Annotated in this window: 11 protein-coding genes; 1 reads left to right on the forward strand and 10 read right to left on the reverse strand. The window is 49.7% G+C overall.

Translation table 11 applies throughout. The features are described 5' to 3' along the window. Positions 1-18: 18 nt before the first annotated feature. The 9 genes from nifK to B4V02_RS20075 all read right to left on the reverse strand — a co-directional run bounded on the left by nifK (position 19) and on the right by B4V02_RS20075 (position 14089). Entirely contained in the window at positions 19-1548 is a 1530-nt protein-coding gene (gene nifK / locus B4V02_RS20035; RefSeq protein WP_094156119.1) for a nitrogenase molybdenum-iron protein subunit beta, read from the reverse strand. Beyond that, positions 1545-2993, reverse strand: coding sequence for a nitrogenase molybdenum-iron protein alpha chain (gene nifD / locus B4V02_RS20040; protein WP_094156120.1), 1449 nt, complete (start codon positions 2991-2993; stop codon positions 1545-1547). The genes nifK and nifD overlap by 4 nt, the downstream gene beginning before the upstream one ends. 88 nt (positions 2994-3081) lie before the next feature. Further along, complete coding sequence (nifH, locus tag B4V02_RS20045; RefSeq protein WP_007429042.1) at positions 3082-3948, reverse strand: nitrogenase iron protein; 867 nt, start codon at positions 3946-3948, stop codon at positions 3082-3084. A 6-nt stretch (positions 3949-3954) separates the two neighbouring features. Then, the gene (gene nifB / locus B4V02_RS20050) at positions 3955-5424 is read right to left on the reverse strand and encodes a nitrogenase cofactor biosynthesis protein NifB (protein WP_094156121.1); all 1470 of its coding nucleotides are present in this window, start codon (positions 5422-5424) and stop codon (positions 3955-3957) included. Between the two features lie 293 nt (positions 5425-5717). Further along, positions 5718-8999, reverse strand: coding sequence for a glycoside hydrolase family 32 protein (locus tag B4V02_RS20055; protein ID WP_094156122.1), 3282 nt, complete (start codon positions 8997-8999; stop codon positions 5718-5720). A gap of 96 nt (positions 9000-9095) precedes the next feature. Beyond that, entirely contained in the window at positions 9096-10553 is a 1458-nt protein-coding gene (locus B4V02_RS20060) for a glycoside hydrolase family 32 protein (protein ID WP_094156123.1), read from the reverse strand. Between the two features lie 25 nt (positions 10554-10578). Further along, positions 10579-12168, reverse strand: a complete 1590-nt coding sequence (locus B4V02_RS20065; RefSeq protein ID WP_094156124.1) for an ABC transporter substrate-binding protein — start codon at positions 12166-12168, stop codon at positions 10579-10581. A 61-nt stretch (positions 12169-12229) separates the two neighbouring features. Further along, positions 12230-13111: a carbohydrate ABC transporter permease gene (locus B4V02_RS20070; protein ID WP_007429037.1), complete on the reverse strand. Its 882-nt coding sequence runs from the start codon at positions 13109-13111 to the stop codon at positions 12230-12232. 15 nt (positions 13112-13126) lie between these two features. Continuing rightward, entirely contained in the window at positions 13127-14089 is a 963-nt protein-coding gene (locus tag B4V02_RS20075; protein ID WP_007429036.1) for an ABC transporter permease, read from the reverse strand. A gap of 457 nt (positions 14090-14546) precedes the next feature. Between B4V02_RS20075 and B4V02_RS20080 the strand changes: the two genes are divergently transcribed. Further along, positions 14547-15587 carry a LacI family DNA-binding transcriptional regulator gene (locus tag B4V02_RS20080; RefSeq protein ID WP_094156125.1) on the forward strand — a complete coding sequence of 347 codons (1041 nt, stop codon included), beginning with the start codon at positions 14547-14549 and terminating at the stop codon, positions 15585-15587. A gap of 300 nt (positions 15588-15887) precedes the next feature. On the opposite strand, the gene B4V02_RS20085 is transcribed toward B4V02_RS20080, so the two are convergent. Beyond that, positions 15888-18347 (reverse strand): rhamnogalacturonan lyase, encoded by a 2460-nt coding sequence (locus tag B4V02_RS20085; protein ID WP_094156126.1) that lies wholly within the window; start codon positions 18345-18347, stop codon positions 15888-15890. Positions 18348-18659 lie beyond the last annotated feature (312 nt).

The following is an 18659-nucleotide window of genomic DNA, read 5'->3' on the forward strand; positions in this document are numbered from 1 at the left end:
ATGTACGCGTTACAGCAATTAGCGCACCAGATCAAAGCTGTGATCCGGAGCCTGCTCCTCCATGACATCCAGTACGGTATTTACGAATTGGGTAAGCAGATTCAGCGCACCCTGGTAGCCGATAATCGGATAACGATGCATATGATGCCTGTCGAAGATCGGGAAGCCCACACGGAGCAAAGGAATTTTCGCCTCTTTGGCCGCAAACTTCAGATGGGAGCTGCCAATAGCCAGGTCCACCGGGTCCTCGAACAGCAGCGAACGCATATGCCACAAATCCTGGCCGCAATGCACCGTTGCTTCTGCACCGTAGGGGCTGGACTTCAGCAGAAGCTCTGCTTCCTTCTCAAATTTCCGGTCCCCATTGGAGCAGACAATATGCACCGGCTCCATGCCCAGCTCCAGACAAAAGCCAATCAGGCCGATGAGCATATCCGGGTCTCCCGCCATAGCCACGCGTTTGCCGTGCAGATATGCATGCGAATCCATCATGGCATCCAGAATTCGGGCGCGCTCCTGCTTTAATGCCTCGGGAATTTCTCTTCCGGACAGACGGCTGATCTCTTCAAGCAAGCGATCTGTAGCGTGGATGCCCAGCGGCGTGGAGACAGAGGATACCTGCTGCCCCCAGGTTCGCTTCATATAACCTAATGTTTTGCGAAGAGAGTGCTGTTGAATCGCCAACGTACCAGCAGCATCTGCAGCCTTGGGCACATCCTCAAGCGGCGTTCCCCCATAATAGTAGCTGTACTCTCCGGTAGCGCCTGAATCAAAATTGCTGCTGTGGTCACCCAGAATGGTATACGGTACACCAAACAATCCCAGTATGCGCCGCATTTCTGCAAAATTGCCCGTATACCCGTCAAACCCGAGCAGTACATTCAGCTTCAATTCGTGTCCAGGCTGCGGCGTCCGGCCTGACTTGTTATACAGGGTCTCCAGCACAGAGCGCAGCATGGCATCATAGCCTGTAATATGTGAACCGGAGAAGCTGGGGGTATTGGCAAAAGGAACCGGCATATCCTCGGGAAGGGCTCCCTCCTGACGGGCATTGGCCAGGAAGGCAGACAGATCATCCCCGATCACCTCTGCCATACAGGTCGTGCATACCGCAATCATCTGCGGCTGATACAAGGCAATGCAGTTCTCCATCCCGTCAATCAGGTTGCGCATGCCGCCGAATACGGCGGCATCCTCGGTCATCGAGGTGGATACGGCAGGAACAGGCTCCTTGAAGTGGCGGGCAAGATGGCTGCGGAAATAGGCCGTACAGCCCTGTGAGCCATGAATGAACGGGAGTGTTTTCTCGAAGCCCAGCGCAGCCATGACCGCTCCCAGCGGCTGACAAGCCTTGGCCGGATTCACGACTACAGCTGTACGAGCAAAATTCTTGTCCTTGTATTCCTTGGTCTTGGTGTACTCCAGGGTGGAAGTAACCTCCTCAGGCGAGCAAGGGGCTTCGAAGGCTCGTTTCCCCTCACGCTGGCGCACATACTTTTCCTGCCGAAACAGCTGATTGTGATCGACAATATTCAGGCGCTCGCTCATACCGACACCTCCACAGTCTGCCGGGACGGCAGCAGGCTCCATACTGGGCTGTTGATGGTCATATCCATATCACGTGCAAAAATCTTGAAGCCGTCAAAGCCATGATAAGGCCCGCTGTAATCCCAGGAGTGCATTTGACGGAAGGGAATGCCCATTTTGTGATACACATATTTCTCTTTGACTCCGGCACCCATCAGGTCAATATTCAGCCGCTGGGCCAATTCCTCCAGCTCATAGGCCGTTGGATCATCGTACAGAATGGTGCCTTCCTTTACATCGGGATACGTCTTTTCGTAATCATCCTTATGGGCAAATTCATAGCCTGTAGCCACAATTTCCATGCCCAGATCCTCATAGGCACCGATGGTATGCCTTGCCCGCAGCCCGCCAATCAGAAGCATCACCTTTTTCCCCTCCAGACGGGGACGGTATTTACGGATAACCGCCTCCATCTGCGGCATATATCGGGCGATGACCTGCTCACATTTTTCCTGAATCGTCTCGTCAAAACGGGCGGCAATCGCCCTTAGGCTCTCCACCGTCTTGGTCGGGCCAAAGAAGTTATATTCCATCCAGGGAATTCCGTATTCCTGCTCCATTGTTGAGCACATATAATTCATTGAACGATGGCAATGGATCAGGTTGAGTTTGGATTTATGGGCAATCCCCAGCTCATTGATCGTACCGTCACCCGACCACTGCGCTATGACCCGCAGTCCCATTTCCTCCAGCAATATGCGCGAGGCCCAGGCATCACCGCCGATATTGTAGTCCCCGATAATGGAAACATCATAAGGCCCGCACTCCTTCAGCTCCCGGCGACCCATCAGAAAATCGTGGATCGCATCATTGGCAATGTGGTGGCCCAGAGATTGACTCACCCCGCGAAAGCCCTCACAGCGCACAGGAATGACCGGAATGCCCAGCTCCTCTGTCATCTTCTTGGCTACAGCCCCGATATCATCACCAATCAGTCCAACCGGACATTCGGATTGCACGGAGATGCCTTTGACCAGCGGGAACAACTCTTTAATTTCCCTGCAGATCACCTCCAGCTTCTTATCTCCGCCGAACACAATATCCTTTTCCTGAAAGTTGCTTGTAATCTGCATGGCGGTAAAATTGTTGATCCCCAATACCCCATTCGCATAATTGCGCCGGGTGCCCCAGCTGTATTGTCCACAGCCGATGGGACCATGGCTAATGTGCACCATGTCTTTAATCGGGCCCCATACCACACCCTTGGACCCTGCAAAGGCACAGCCTCTCGCCGTCATGACGCCGGGCCGTGATTTCATGTTGGACTTGATGGAACAGGTTCCGCAGTTTACAAGCTCCTCATCTGCGATCTCAAAATGCTTGCTCCGGTCCTTCTTTGCCTTCTTGGGGTATACCTCCAATATCTCCTCTACGATCTGCTTTCCCTTATCCACAATACTGCTCATTTGGCCTATTCCTCCCTCCTGCAAGCTGCGCGTTCAGCTCCCCCATCAATCACACGATGATTCCGGCATTAAGCCTTCCGGCTGTGGTCTACTGTCCCGACGCCTCGGCTTTGTTCATTGCAGTCTCTTCATCCTCAATAATGCCGAATTCCATCAATAGCTCCTCCAGCTCTTCCATGGAAATAGGAGTGGGAACCGTCAGCATATCGTTATTCAAAATTTTACCTGCCAGCTCTTCATACTCCGCAGCCTGCTTATGGTCCGGGTTGTATTGAGTAACGGTCATACGCCGCAGCTCAGCGTGCTGCACAACATTGTCACGCGGCAAAAAGTGGATCATCTGCGTGTTCAGCCTTCTCGCAAGCTCTGTAATCAATTCCGCTTCCCGGTCTGTATTCCGGCTGTTGCAGATTAAGCCGCCCAAACGCACCCCACCGCTGTTGGCGTACTTCAGTATCCCGCGCGCAATATTGTTGGCAGCGTACATGGCCATCATCTCGCCTGAGCATACAATGTAGATTTCCTGAGCCTTCTTCTCCCGGATCGGCATGGCAAAGCCCCCGCACACGACGTCGCCCAGTACATCGTAGGACACAAAATCCAGCCCTTCGTAGGCCCCCTCTTCCTCCAGAAAATTAATGGCCGTGATGATGCCGCGCCCTGCACAGCCGACACCAGGCTCTGGCCCGCCGCATTCTACATTCAGAATGTCACCGAAGCCCTTCTGGACAACATCCTCCAGCTCCAAATCCTCCACCGTGCCCCTTTCAGCCGCCAGATGCAGTACTGTCTGCTGGGCCTTCGTATTCAGAATAAGACGGGTGGAATCTGCCTTGGGATCACAGCCAACGATCATAATTTTTTGCTTGAATTTGGTCGCGAGCTGAGCCAGTGTATTCTGCGAGGTTGTCGATTTGCCGATACCGCCCTTGCCGTAAAACGCAATTTGTCTCATATTTTCTCAGCCTCCAAAATGTTCAATGGGTGAATGCTTACTTCCCTTACTGCTCTGCACAGGATACATATAACGTAAAAATTTTACGTATTCCAAAACGGATTCCTCAATATCTCCGCCACATACAATGGGCAGCACGCCAGCTTCCTGCAGTGCCTCTTTGGGGGCTTCGCCTATGCCGGACGACAGCAGCAATGCACAGTCATGCACCATGGAAAGGATCTCCTTCATCGTCTCAGCTTTGTCCCCGTTGCAATCGGCTTTCCCGTGACAGTAGGATTGCACCTTGCGAATGCCTACGAAATGTACAATAGCCCCGTCGCTTTCATAGATCATGAACTCCTTGGCACGGCCGAAATGCTGATTCACCTTCCCTCCGCCACGGCTGGCCACGGCGATCAGGACCGGCTTTGAGGCATAGCTTGCTTCAGGCTGATCTCCCGATAACGGACAGCTGCAGCCAGCCCCGGTTGACGATTGCTTACGGCCCGATTGTCCCTCCTTGCGTTCCATTTTTACTCTCACCTTCTCATCCAGTTCTTTCTGAAATTGTGCCCTTGCCCCTTCATCCATGGGAGGAGCAGCCGCTATGTTCTCCCATGTAAAATCCTGATTGCGATCATCGCCCAGCAGTCCGATCGCATCCGCCCTGCACTGACGGCAATGGCGCATAATGACGGCTCCCGCGTTCGCACATTGCTCCTGCAGCTGCCGGACCAGACGGGGACGGGGTGCCCGCATCCCTTCCTGCTCATACCGGCTGCCGGGAGCAATGATGAGCGGCATAATGTTGTGAAGCACTGCGCCATGCTCCTTGACCACCCTGGCTACCTCCGGCAGATGGGCATCGTTGACTTCGGGAATCAGCACCGAGTTCACCTTGCACAAAACGCCTCTGGAAGCCAGCATCTTCAAGCCTGCCAGCTGGCGGTGAATCAACAACCGTGCGGCCTCCTCTCCCGCATAGCGTTTTCCTTCATCGTAGACCCATCCATAAATGCGGCTCCCCACGGCTGGATCTACAGCATTGATCGTGATCGTGACATGCGAAATGCCCAACTCTACAATCCTGTCGACATGCCTGATCAAGGTAAGGCCATTCGTACTGAGACAGAAAATGACATCCTTAACTGTCTCACGGACCCGGCGGAAGGTATCGAAGGTTGCGTCCGCATTGGCTAGCGGATCTCCAGGTCCCGCAATGCCGACGACGGATAGCTGCATAAGCTGTGCCGCTACGCCATAGGTCTTGCGTGCCGCCTGCTCCGGCGTGAGCAGTTCACTGACCACGCCGGGACGGCTTTCATTGACGCAATCGAATTTGCGGTTGCAATAATGGCACTGAATATTGCAGGCCGGAGCTACCGGAAGATGAATGCGCGCAAAGTAGCGATGCGCCTCTTCGTTATAACAGGGATGTCGTCTGAGGGTTTCTAATGCTAAGGGGGTCTCCGAGAGATCAGCTAAAGAGTCCATTCATTCTCTCCTCTCCACGTTATATTCCCTTACACAAATCTCTTGTTTAGCCTGGAATATAATTACATCTTAGAGACAGGGGCCATTCCAGTCAATTCGCTTCTCCATAAAAATCCTGACATTTGTCCTCATTTCACATATGTGTCAATTTCTGCGTTAGGTAAGATGTCATCCCCTTCACATGTGTGCGGTTACATTTCATTTTCTCAATGACATTAAGCCGTAAAAAAAGAGAGTCCGACCACGGCTCTCCTGATAAAATAGGATTTTGCAAAATCCTCAAAATAGGAAATTTAATTTTTTTGATTCCTTACATTTTGGTAAAAAGCCTGCCCCCCAAATACATTCACACCAAAATATCCCTCAGTAAACGTTCCATCTTCCAGGTCGATGGCTTGCTCGCCATCCAGGTCAACGCGAATGCGCAGGCCCTCCGCCACGATTTTAATATGATAAAACATATCCGGCAGGACAAACCTCGGAACCTTGGCAAGCACCTGCCGATCCTCGAAACGGCCGTCTTTTTTATAGAACAAACGGATGCATTTCATATTGGGGTCCAGATTCAAATAATAGCCGTTTGATCCGTCAGCATTGGCGCGGAAAAGCATGGAGCCTGCACTGCCATGCCCAGATAGCTTCACATCTGCCTCATACGTGAAATCGTTCGCTTGCTCGCTTGCCATGTAGTTTGCATCCATGGTATAGCTTCCACGAACCCCGTCCGTTGTCACGATCCACCGCGAACCGGAAACATCCGGCTTCCAGCCCGTAAGGTTGGTATGAAACACCCCGCCGTGCACCTTCACCAGGGTACTGCCGCCCACCTTATCCTCAGGGTCGAAAGCCGTGATAACTGCTTCTCCCGGCGAAACCGCTTCCATTAGTGCACTCCCATCTCCAGACGCGGTGATCTTCACAATTCCAGGATTACTGGAAGCCCAAATCAGCTCGCTTTCTTTTATTCCAGACTCACCCTCCACACTCGCGTACATACGCTTCGACTGCCCCCTCGCAAGCTCCACATATGCGTGATCCATGATCACTCTGGCGAACGAAGCAGCTGGCAATCTCCAGCTGTTTTGTAAAGCATATACATGGAGAGAAACGACTTTGACCTCACCGCCCTGGGTGTACAAGCTCATCCCTCTTCGCGCCGAATCCGGGAAAATAATCTCCGAAAATACGACTTCTCCGTTATTTCCAAACACCTCAACTGAGGATTCGTCCACGAATATTCTCATGCGGATTCGGTTGCCGCTGGATGCAAGCGGCGCTTTATGAAGCGTCGTAAACAGACTGGAGAAATCAGTAAGCCCTGAATCGGCACGGTTCACGAACATCTGCTGCAATCCTGTAGTATAGCCGACGACTGTTCTTTGATCTCCGCCGCTCCTCAGGTGGAACCCCAATTCTATAGCCGCTCCAGCGGAAGGCAACTCGAACTCTGCCTCGATTTCATAAGCACTTGCCTTCAAGCCCTCCAGTATATTCAGAGATGATTCGTTAACACTGTGGTTCTCCAGCGAAAATAAAGGAGAACGCAGCGATTTTAACTCAGATACGGGATGCTGTATGAGACGAATACCCGCAGTGGTCGTTTTTAGCGATAGCTCTCTTGGAATGGTAAATTGCCCCTTCCAGGGAGAGGTCGGAAAGCTGAACGGGTAGTCCCAGTTCGTCATCCATGCCAGCATAATGCGCCGCCCATCGGGTACATTCGAGAAGGACATGGAGGCATAGAATTCTTTGCCCCAATCGGTTTTCAACACATTCCCCGGCGGAAGATCATTTTGGAATTTCCCCTCAGGCGTCAGCTGACCGATAAAATATTCTGCATCCGATCCCTGAGTGTTCGCACTGGCTCCCGTGCTAATCATGAGTACCCATTTATAGGTACCTTCGTTTTTAACCGGAAACCGAAATAGATCCGGGCATTCCCATACCCCGCCACGTATATAATCGCCATAACCGAAATTATCCGTCCATCCCCAATCGATCAGATTCGTGGAGGTAAAAAACTGGATATGATCGCCTCCCGACACGACCATGATCCAGCGCTGATAGGTTTCGTCCCATACCACCTTCGGATCACGAAAATCCCAATTGCCGGGATCGTCTTCCCTTTTGCCCGGATTCTCGATCACAATGGGACGGTCTATCGAGTATTGCCATGTGCGCCCCCGGTCCGTGCTGTAGGCAAGGCCAATCCTCTGGTTCCCCCTCGGCTGATCTGGATTGAAGGAAGTATAATAAACGATCAGCCCTTTTCCACCATAATCGCCGAATAAGCCAGAGACATTGGTCAGGTCTGCTACAGCCGATCCTGACCAGATATGTCCAAGATCATTCCACTCCAATGCGAACGGGAGCCCTTTCCAATCCAATAAATCGGGGCTGACCGCATGCGCCCATTGTCCTCCATCCTGATGGAACAGGTGGTACTCTCCTTCAAAATAAACCAATCCATTCGGATCGCTTGCCGAACCTCTGGCAGGGGAATAATGATACTGCGGCCGATACTTTTCTGTATAGTGATCCAGGGCGGGGGTGAGGTAGATATCCTGAAAACAAGCCGTCCCCCCAGTCACCTTCATGCCTGTAAAACCGCTGGCATAGCTGTTATCCACGATGTCAATCGCCGCAGGAGTATAGCCATCTATAAACACGCGAATCCGCTCTCCATGTGCGTTGATTTCCAAACTGTGTCTACCGCCCGACGAAGCCAGATACGTCTGTGCCGAGCTTGTAATCAACGTTCCGTCTGCCTTTTTCAACTGCACGCGAATCTGATTCCCTTCACCCTGCACAGAAGCAACATATCCATCTTTCCCGTCTTGGCTTCCTCTGAAAAATAATCCTGCTTCGATTCCCGGTTCAGCAGGATCCAGGGTCACACTCCCTTCCAGCACCAGGTCTGCAGCTGCAGAGCCATATATTTTCAACGCACCCTCTATACTCCCCCCTGTGCTTCCCTCTGTGCTTGCTCCCTCGGCCCTCTGCCCCCGCAGGTCAGGCTGCCATTTTCCACGGATCAGAAGCGGTTCGCCTACATTGGTATTCATATCACTGACCTGAATGTTCTGAAATAACGCCGATCCATTCCAAACATTCAGTCCCAAATATCCTGATGTATACGTCGTATCGACCACATCAATAATCGGACTATAGCCCCCATTCCAATACACCTTAAGATGATATCCTTCCATGCTCACCTTGAGATGATAAATGTTTCCTTTCACTACATCTACCCGGTGCTCCTCTTTCAGTCTTCCGGTGTCTCCGGCAGCATCCCGCAATCGCAACAATCCGGCACCCGGCGCGATCTGGAGCATATAGGAGGAGTGTCCATCCTCACTGGAACGGAATACCAGCGCAGCATCTGCATGTGTGTCCACGATCATAACATCCGCTTCAAAACTAAAATCCCTAGACATTGTCCCAGACATAGCCATCACAATTTTCTGTGGCCCCGACCTCAGCAAAAGACCCTGGACGTTATCCTCCACGTGTCCCTGTCCCTTAATCTGCCAATCGATCAGGTTCGTTCGCGTGTTTGTCAACTTCACCTTCATCCCCAGCCTCCCACCTTCCAGTACGGATCAATACCGCGCTTTCACTACAAAATGCTGAAAAAAATCGCTGTGGAGCTGATATCGAGAACATCTCATTCATTTCAGCTCATAAAGCTCCAGCGAATACAACGTAATCTGTTCATCCGCTGTGAATATTTCAAGACCATTAGAGGCTGCATCAGGGAATATTAAATCGGTAATCACCACCTGCCCGTGGTTAAAAAACACTTCAATAGACGACCGATCCACATAGATATGAATGTGCAATCGGTTTTCTACCGCTTCCAGCGAGACGGCGTGCCTTCCCGCAAAGTCCTTATGAAAATCCGAACAGCCTGACCGTGTCCGGTCTACATATACCTCCTGTGTTTCGGATGCATAACCGACGAGTGTCTCCTGCTGATCTGATACCCGCAGCTTGAAACCAAAGTCTCCGACGGTCGCCACCTCAGCTGCAAGCTCATAGCAGTCCAACCTCAGGGCCGAAAATGCGGCCCGTATTTCCGCCAAAGACGGCTCTTTCAGGGACAGGACGGGAGTTCTCAGTCCTTCCAGTTCCCGGACAGGCCGCTGAATAAGTGCAACTTTGTCCTCTCTCGTTTCAAGCGTAAGCTCTCTCGGAATGGACATGGCACCTCTCCAGCGTTCCGTCGGTGTCAGATTGGCATATCTCCAGTTGCTCATCCATCCAATAAACAGGCGTCGTCCGTCCCTCACCGGGATATCCGACCAGCACACACCTGCGTAGTTATCCCTGCCATGGTCGAGCCAGCGGACCTTTTCACTATCTGCATCGGGTACAAAGGTCGTTCCATCAAATTCACCCGTAAAATACTGTGTTCTGGACCCTTCCCGAATCGTCGGAGCATCACCAATACTTACGAGCATGACCCACTTCACCTGTGCCCGCTTCCCATCAATATGCAGCGGAAATAAATCCGGGCATTCCCAGACCGCGTCATGGCTACCGATGCCATGGCCAAATTCACTGGCAAAGGTCCATTCCTTCAGATTCGGAGAATGATAGATGCGAATCGTCTGACCACAAGCCAGCACCATCACCCATTGCTCTGTAGGCTTATGCCAAAATACTTTGGGGTCCCGAAAATCAAGGCAATGCTTATCCTCCAGCACCGGGTTGTCCGCGTATTTAATCCAGCTTTTACCCGAATCCGTACTATAGGCAAGGCTCTGACACTCCCGTACCTGCCCCGTACCCGGAGGTGAATCATGATGGGTAAAAATAGCTACCAAACCCGGCCTGCCTCCGAAAAATCCGGAGGTATCCTGCTCATCCACTACGGCACTCCCGGAAAAAATCATCCCATGCTCATCCGGCTCCAAAGCAATCGGCTGCTCCTCCCAGGTCACCAAATCGGTGCTGACAGCGTGCCCCCAATGCATAGGCCCCCATGTCGTGCCAAATGGGTGATGCTGATAAAACAAATGATAACGTCCTTCAAAATAAACCAGTCCATTCGGATCATTCAGCCATCCGCTTTTCGGTGAAAAGTGATAGGATGGGCGGTATTTATCCTGCCTAATCACGTTCATACACTCCAGCTCCCTCGAATAAGAATCATTTGCCTGCGTTTCTGTTATAGCCCGCCTGTTTGATTTGCAGCCATTCCTGCAGCCCCAGACTGTTCAACTCCTGCAAATATTCCGGCCACTCCTCCTCCACCTTGCCGTTCTGGTACCATTCCGTACGTTTTCGAAGAACATAGGCGAACAGATCGGTTTCAATGGTCGATAAGCGGTCCAGCTCATCTATGGAGAAAAATACTTTGGGATAATTATGATCAGCCTGCATATGGGGAACCATCACCTTTTTGAGCAAACCCAGTCTCCACGTAGCATCTTCCGGCCGCGTCGTGTATTTTCCGTAGTATTCATTCAACACAGCTAACGGTCCGCCAATGTTCGTCTTTTGTCTGATTTCCACCGGCGCCGAGCCTTCCAGCGGCAGATGCTTCAGCATTCCTTTTGTGGCATCATACTCAAAAATATTTTTCTGCTTGGTATCCCCGTAAGTCCCCCAATTGTTCTGTATGGACTGGAGCGGCTCATAGAGCTGGTCAATCCACTTGGCGGTAGCCTCCAGCTTCTTATTGGCACTGGTGATCACCATGCGCCCCCGATCGAAGCCTATGGCATTCGTCCGTGTGACATTCACATGTCCATCCGGACCAGCCAGCGGCGGCATGAGCTCATATTTATCATTCATGCCTGTAATATTCGCTTTATCCCATGTAAAGTACAGGCCATAGCGGTGATCCTTCCCTTTGGCCAGATAAGTATTCCAATCCTGCTGGGAGGATTCAATATCCACCAGCCCTTCCTGATATAAATCATGAATGTATTTGACCGCTTCCTTATATCCGTTATCCGCCGCCGTAAATACGACTTTTCCATCGTTTGTCACTACCGTATGGTCCCAGTTCTCCCCAAGCCCAAAGGACCCATATAAAAAGGCCAAATCCTCGCCGCCGGGCTTATCTATAAACGATAACGGAATTTCATCCGCCTGCCCGTTGCCGTTGGGATCTTTTGTTTTAAAGGCAATCAAGACCTGCTTCAGCTCTTCGGTCGTTGTCGGCATGGACAACCCCAGCTTGTTCAGCCACTCCACATTAATCCACGGCAAATCATCCACAGACTGGATCGCTTCTTTTCCCGTCCCCAATTCTTCGATCCACGGAAAGGAGTAAATATGTCCATCTGGCGCGGTCAACATCGCTTTATATTCCGGCGCTTGCTCCAGCACCTTTTTAAAATTCGGCATGTGCTGTTCAATTAAATCCTCCACTGGAATAATGACGCCGTCTTTGGCGAGCTTGAGCAGATCATAATCCGAGTAGCCCGCATCGAACACCGCATCCGGCAAATCGCCGCTGGCAATGGCCAGATTTCTTTTTTCAACAAACTGATCACTGGTAAAGTTCTTCCAACGAATATGAATACCCATTTTTTCTTCCAGCCGTTTGTTAATCAGCTTGTCATTCGGGTCTGCCGGAGCGAGTGGTGAGCTTTGGGTTAAAAAGTTAAGCGTCATTTTTCCATTCACATCTGTTGAATCGTTCTCATTAGAGGAACTGCTGCTGCCGCAGCCGGAAAGAACCAGAATCGCCGCCAATGCAGCAAATGAGGCAGTTTTGAGCATTTTCATCTGGATGACCTCCATGGAATAAAGTAAAGGAGCATGTTGCGTATGGTGTGTACAGCGCCTATTATTTTAAGGAACCGACCATAACGCCCTTCTCAAAATATTTTTGAAAAAAAGGATACATTACCAGTAGCGGAAGACTGGAAATGACAATAGATGAATATTTGATCATTTCGGAGAGACGTTTCAGCTCAGCCATCGCTAATTGGTCACTAATCATGCCAGGCATCGTCTGGTTTTGGATCAGAATGGATCGGAGCACCAATTGAAGCGGATGCAGCTGTGCATTATCCAGATAAATCATGGCATCAAAATAAGAATTCCACTGACCGACAAAGGCATATAGCGCAATTACAAAAATAATCGGTTTGGACAGCGGCAGCACGATTCTGAAAAATATCGTCCAATCCGAAGCTCCATCCACGTTGGCAGCTTCTTTTAATTCATTCGGCACCCCCTTAAAGAAGGTTCGCGCCAAAATCAGATCCCACACGTTGATCGCACCGGGAAGAAGAATGGCCCATACGGTATCCAGCATCCCTAAGTTTTTGACCAGCAGGTAGGTTGGAATCAGCCCTCCACTGAAAAACATGGTGATGATAAACAATGTCATGAAGAAGTTCCGTCCCACCAGGCTGTTTACCGACAAGGCGTAGCCGGCGCAAATCGAAACGGTCACTGAGATCAGGGCAAAGCATGTAGAATAGAACACCGAATTGGCAAATCCACGGAGCATCGCCGGGTTGGACAAAATTTTCCGATATCCCTCCACGCTCCAATCCGAAATCCGGAAGGATAGCCCTTTACTTAACAAAACAGTCGGGTCCATAAACGACGCAATAACGATATAACCCAAGGGAACTACGATAGCTAAAACAGCCAGACCAAGCAAAATGTAATTCACACTGATGATGAAGCGGTCCAGATTGGAATGTTTGACATGCATAAAGAGGCTCCTTTCCTAGTACAGCCCTTCTCCCTCATTGAGCTTCTTGACGATAAAGTTAACGGTCAGCAGCAAAACCACATTAATTACCGAATTGAACAGCCCGACAGCCGCAGAGTAGGCGTAATTACCGGATTGCAAACCGACTTTATACACATAGGTAGGAATAATTTCAGAGGTAGGCAAATTCATGGATGTCTGCATGAGATACGCTTTCTCAAAGCCAATCGACATGATCCCTCCGGCTGCGAGAATAAAAACAATGGCCATGATCGGTTTAATCGTCGGCAAATCAATATGCCAAATGCGCTGGAGCAGGTTGGCCCCGTCCAGACTGGCTGCATTATGCAGCTCAGGATCTACATTGGCCAGGGCTGCTACATAAATGATCGAAGACCACCCTGCCCCCTGCCAAATTCCAGACAGGATATAAATCGAGCGGAAATATTCAGGCTCTGTCATAAAGATCACAGGGTTGCCGGTCACCGACGCGATGAGCTGATTGATCGGACCTGTGGGAGACAAGAAAATAAACAGCATACCCACAATGACAACGACAGAGATAAAATTAGGCGCGTACAATACAAGCTGGATATTCTTTTTCAATCCCGCCTTGCGGATTTGGTTCAGCATGACCGCCAACAGGATCGGCACAGGAAACCCGAGCAAAAGACCGTAGAAGCTCAGCTTCAGCGTATTAAAGAAAATATCCGTAAAATTGGGCGAGTTCAAGAATTTAGAAAAGTATTTCAGCCCGACCCAATCACTTCCCCAAATTCCTTTGAGTGGACTAAAATCCTTGAACGCAATAATGGCTCCATACATCGGGACATACTTGAAAAGAATCGTAAGAATCAATGCAGGCGCCAGCAGTACGTAAAGAAAGTAGTTCTTGTGAATATAGTCTAATTTGCTACGAATGGACCTTTGCTCCCCCAGTCTGGCAGTTCTTTGAGCCGCCTTGGCCAAGTTTGCCATTTGCATCCCCCCTGTCTGTAATAAACCGTTTGTACAATAAATTTGAAAAGGCTTACAATTCACATCTTCAATTTACCAATCAGAACGTTATTCGTCAATAATTTTTGTAAAATAATATTTTTACATTTGACCAAGTTATTTGTACTAATAAGCTGTCATTTTGTAACATAAAATGATAAAAGACCTTTTAAAATTACCCTAATTACTCTGTTTATCATATAATTTTTTGTTCATCCTTGTGTTCATCCTATATTTAAATTCAAACTCATCATTTAAAAGGATTGAGTTAAACACACTTGTCAAATGTAAAAATAATTGAATCATTTGTAATGCGAACGTTGCTATTTTATGCGAACTATTATACATTTAGGATACATTTTTAAGGTCTATACGGAGAATCGGAAAGGGCAACCGTATCTCACCGACAATCATATATAAGCGAAGGTGGAACCTGTCCATGAGGAAAGAAAAAGTAACTATTCAAGATATCGCCGATGCTTTGGGGATTTCCCGAAACACCGCCTCCAAAGCAATTAATGGGAGTGACAGCATCCCGGTTGAGACCCGGAACAAAGTCATAAAAAAAGCGATAGAACTCAAATATAAGCAATTTGCCTATGTAGAAACGGAGAGCTTCATCCCGAAAAATCAAGGTAACATTGCCTTGTTTACATGCAATCTGCCGAACAGCTCGCATTTTGGCTCCTTTCTCATCAGTGGTCTGGAGAAAAGAATAAGCGCGGAAGGGTATAATCTGTCGATTCATATTGTGCGGGACAATGAAATTCATGCGGGAACACTTCCTAATAATTTTGAAGCCTCCAAGGTCGATGGAATCATTTGTATTGAAATGTTTGATCCACAGTATAGTGAGCTTGTTACGGGGTTGGGGCTGCCCACGATCTTTATTGATTGCTCTGTGGACATTTTTTCCCCTGACCTGAAAGCGGATTTATTGTTGATGGAAAATGAACATAGCGTTTATTCTGTCACCAAAAGCCTGATTCAGGGCGGCTTAACGCGAATCGGTTTTGTGGGGGATTATCAGCATTGCAAAAGCTTCAACGAGCGGTGGGTTGGATATAACCGAGCTCTAATCGAAGCCGGTCTAAATGTGGATTTATCCTGCTGTATCATTGATCAGGACCGAAATTTTTTCTCCGAGTCGGATTGGATGGATAAACAATTGCAGCATATGAACGTGCTGCCGTCTGCGTTTGTGTGTGCCAATGATTTTATTGCGGTCAGTGTCATGAAAGCGCTCAAAAATAAAAACATGAGAATTCCGGAGGATATTGCTGTGTTTGGATTTGATAATGCTCCTGAATCCCGGATTGTAGAGCCTCATCTATCTACCGTCCATATTTACAACAACGAGATGGGCATTATGGCGGCTGAGATGCTGCTGGCGCGGGTCAAGGATCCTTCACGACCTTATCAAATCACACATATCAAAACAGAGCCGATATTTAGAGAGTCCACTCCGACATTGCGATAGATGGTGAGAGTAAAAAAGGTGTTCTGACGACGCTCCGCTGACGCTTTTCTGCAATCGTTCCGTCCTCTCCGCTGCTTTCAGCAGATTTGCTATTTTAGAGATGTTCTAAAACCAGAAATGCCGACCCTGGATAGATTCAACTCTGCTGTAAAAGCTCTAAAAATACAAAACGGCAAGCCCCTACATCATTCAGAGGCTTGCCATTTTGCTAATCCATTAATTAATTTATCCGGGATAGAATCTTAGTGTTCAACTAGCATTATAAATCGTCTACTAATTTCACTGACTCGGCTTTTATTTCTATCCATCTATTTCCGCCCCATCAACTTTCACTCCACCGACTTCCTTTTCATCCAACTTTGTTGCATCGATCTTCGATGCCTCTGCCTCATCAGCTTCGTCACTGCTCTCTTCCTCCATCAAGGCTCTTGGTGTGTAGAGCTTGGGAATCGGCACGTTCGCCCAATCCATATCGGATGCGAAGTAAAAGCTCGTGTAGGACGGCTGGTTATAGCCGGTATTCTGACGCGCCACATCCGCCCGGTACTGCGGATCATGCATCAACGTGTATAACTTATGCGTCGTAGGCTCGGTACTCAAATAGATACGGATCGCCGAGCTATCCGCTGTACGGACAAGCATTTCCTCGCACCAATCTCCGAAAACGTCAGCAACCAGCGATGGCGTTCCTTTCGTATAGTTGTTCGTTTTGGTGCCTGTTGCGGTCAGCAATGTGCCGCGTTTCCAGTCTTCAATGGTAGGGGTTACGTCGATCGCCCCGTTCACGATTTGTGTGGTCATATTGGCAGCCCATTTGATACTCATATTGGTGCCTGGCATCTTCGTATCAAGTTGCTTGCCCGCCGCAGTCCACAAGCCCATAGCCCAGGTCTCCAGCCCTCGCTGATCCGGGTCTATGTCGCCGATCATTCCGCGGCCTGTATCCTTGCCGGAATATCCGCCGTAGATGACTTTACCCGTCTTGGCATCCCGTAGCGAATAGCCATATGGAGCATAGGTTCCACCCTCATGCACCATAAAGATTTCTTTGCCCGGCCGATCCGGGTCAATATCAGTCACATGCAGTGCGTCGCCGTGTCCCAGTCTGGCGGTTTGGCCCGGAATGGCGCTTTCAGGAGGCATGACATCAAACGAGCTGTACAGCAGGCTGCCGTCATGGTCGATGGTAGCAGAGCCGTATACGATCTCGTCCTTGCCGTCACCATCTACATCCACCATACTCAGTGAGTGCGCTCCCTGTGTAGTCAAGGTGCCGAATTTCGGGTCTGTTCCGTCCCGTCCGTGTGGGCTATCGTTAAACGGATTGGTCATGGGTGCCCAACCGCTGTCCACCATCCAATGCTTTTGGAGATGGCGGCCGTCCCATGTATAGGCGACCAGCGTGGAACGGGTATAATAGCCGCGTGCAAAAACAGCATAAGGCTTGCGGCCGTCCAGATAAGCCACCCCTGCCAGGAAACGATCTACACGGTTGGCAGGTTCAATCCGGGCCATAGCGTAATCTCCCCACATGAGGCCGTCGTCATGGCGCTCCGGCTCATAGCGGATGGTTTCCAGCTCAGCTCCCGTTTTTCCTTTGAAAATGGTCAAATACTCCGGCCCATCCACAATAAAGCCTTCGAACTCTCTCAGCTTGTTTTTGTCGCTCCGCGAAGGGGCGTATACATCCATAAAATAGTCCGTCAGGCTTTCCGCATCCTTTCGGGATAACGGATAGCTGTACTTGGGAGCAATACCAAAGCACTCCTCCAGCGTAGCAGGCCACTGTCCTTTGACCACTTCTTCATGCTTCGTCCAGTTCATGAACATGTTCACTACATGCTCATAATAATCCGTGCGGCTCAAACGGTAATCATCCTGATGTGTAATTCCAGCTTTGCGATCCTCGCGGGGCAAGGTAATATATTTTTCTTTTTTCGGCTTGCCCTTCTTGTCAAAGGTAATCGTTTTGGTGCCTGGAGCCGTCTTGAACATCAACTCGGCTTTGCCGTCTCCGTCAAAATCGTACACCATCATCTGTGTATAATGCGCACCTGATCGAATATTCACACCGAGGTCAATCCGATACAGCAGTTTGCCCTCGAACGTATACGCATCGACATACGTATTTCCGGTGTAGCCTTTCTGAGATACATCTTTGGAATTCGACGGGTCCCATTTTACAAAAAACTCATATTGTCCGTCTCCGTCCACATCGCCCACACTCATATCGTTGGCTGAGTAGGTATAGGCTTCACCTGCGGGTGTTGTGCCATCGGCAGGCTTTTGAAGAGGAAGCTCATAGTAGCCCTGCTGCCATGGCTTCACTTTGGCACTGCGATCCTTTTCTTTCCCGTTAACGAGTGAAGCCACCCTGTACACCGCATTTCCGCTTCCTTCCTTATCGACATAGTTGGTGCTATCGGTCACCGTCGCAATTTTCTTGCCGTCACGGTATACGTTAAAGTCCGCTCCCGTCAGTCCTGTTGAGCCGTAGCCATTCACTTCCTGGGCCAATAGCCGCCAACTTAAAAACACACCCTCCTGCGTCACCGCAGCTACCAGTCCGCGATCCAGCTTTTCCAGTTGGATGCTGCCACTGCGATACTGTTCAGTAGCAATTGTTGATTCCGTCTGTAGCGTCGTCGGTTCGGTCAAGTCTTCCGCAGCCACTCCTCCAGTCGTGCCTGTCATCGCCAGCATCGCTGCCAACGCGGCCGTCAAGCTTCCCTTTCGCCATGCGCCTTTCCTTTGAGCCATCCAAGTCGTCCTCCTCGATTGTATTGTGATGACAAGCAAATACCCAAAAATGATTGCGCTTACATAATTTAAATTCCTTTTTATTATAGTTTTGCTGTTATCCCAAAGGCGTTTAAATATCCGGGGATTTCTCTACACAAATCCGTGTTGTTGCCAATTAATTGGAATAGCCACCACCAAGCCTGTGCAAACATGGCAAGATGAGCTTAAGCAGACCGTAAGAGAATATATTATGTTCTATAAACTACGAGCTCTTTCAGAAAAAACGAAACAACCGCTCCCCGATTGAATACCAGGAAACGGTTGCTGCAT

It is taken from the genome of Paenibacillus kribbensis (assembly GCF_002240415.1).
Lineage (GTDB): Bacteria > Bacillota > Bacilli > Paenibacillales > Paenibacillaceae > Paenibacillus > Paenibacillus kribbensis.

Bases quoted from the DNA above. Each gene is read 5' to 3' on its own strand.
- B4V02_RS20075 (WP_007429036.1), bottom strand. From the start codon at position 14,089: ATGGCAAACTTGGCCAAGGCGGCTCAAAGAACTGCCAGACTGGGGGAG.
- B4V02_RS20080 (WP_094156125.1), top strand. From the start codon at position 14,547: ATGAGGAAAGAAAAAGTAACTATTCAAGATATCGCCGATGCTTTGGGG.
- nifH (WP_007429042.1), bottom strand. From the start codon at position 3,948: ATGAGACAAATTGCGTTTTACGGCAAGGGCGGTATCGGCAAATCGACA.
- B4V02_RS20055 (WP_094156122.1), bottom strand. From the start codon at position 8,999: ATGAAGGTGAAGTTGACAAACACGCGAACGAACCTGATCGATTGGCAG.
- nifB (WP_094156121.1), bottom strand. From the start codon at position 5,424: ATGGACTCTTTAGCTGATCTCTCGGAGACCCCCTTAGCATTAGAAACC.
- nifK (WP_094156119.1), bottom strand. From the start codon at position 1,548: ATGAGCGAGCGCCTGAATATTGTCGATCACAATCAGCTGTTTCGGCAG.
- B4V02_RS20085 (WP_094156126.1), bottom strand. From the start codon at position 18,347: ATGGCTCAAAGGAAAGGCGCATGGCGAAAGGGAAGCTTGACGGCCGCG.
- nifD (WP_094156120.1), bottom strand. From the start codon at position 2,993: ATGAGCAGTATTGTGGATAAGGGAAAGCAGATCGTAGAGGAGATATTG.
- B4V02_RS20070 (WP_007429037.1), bottom strand. From the start codon at position 13,111: ATGCATGTCAAACATTCCAATCTGGACCGCTTCATCATCAGTGTGAAT.
- B4V02_RS20065 (WP_094156124.1), bottom strand. From the start codon at position 12,168: ATGAAAATGCTCAAAACTGCCTCATTTGCTGCATTGGCGGCGATTCTG.
- B4V02_RS20060 (WP_094156123.1), bottom strand. From the start codon at position 10,553: ATGAACGTGATTAGGCAGGATAAATACCGCCCATCCTATCACTTTTCA.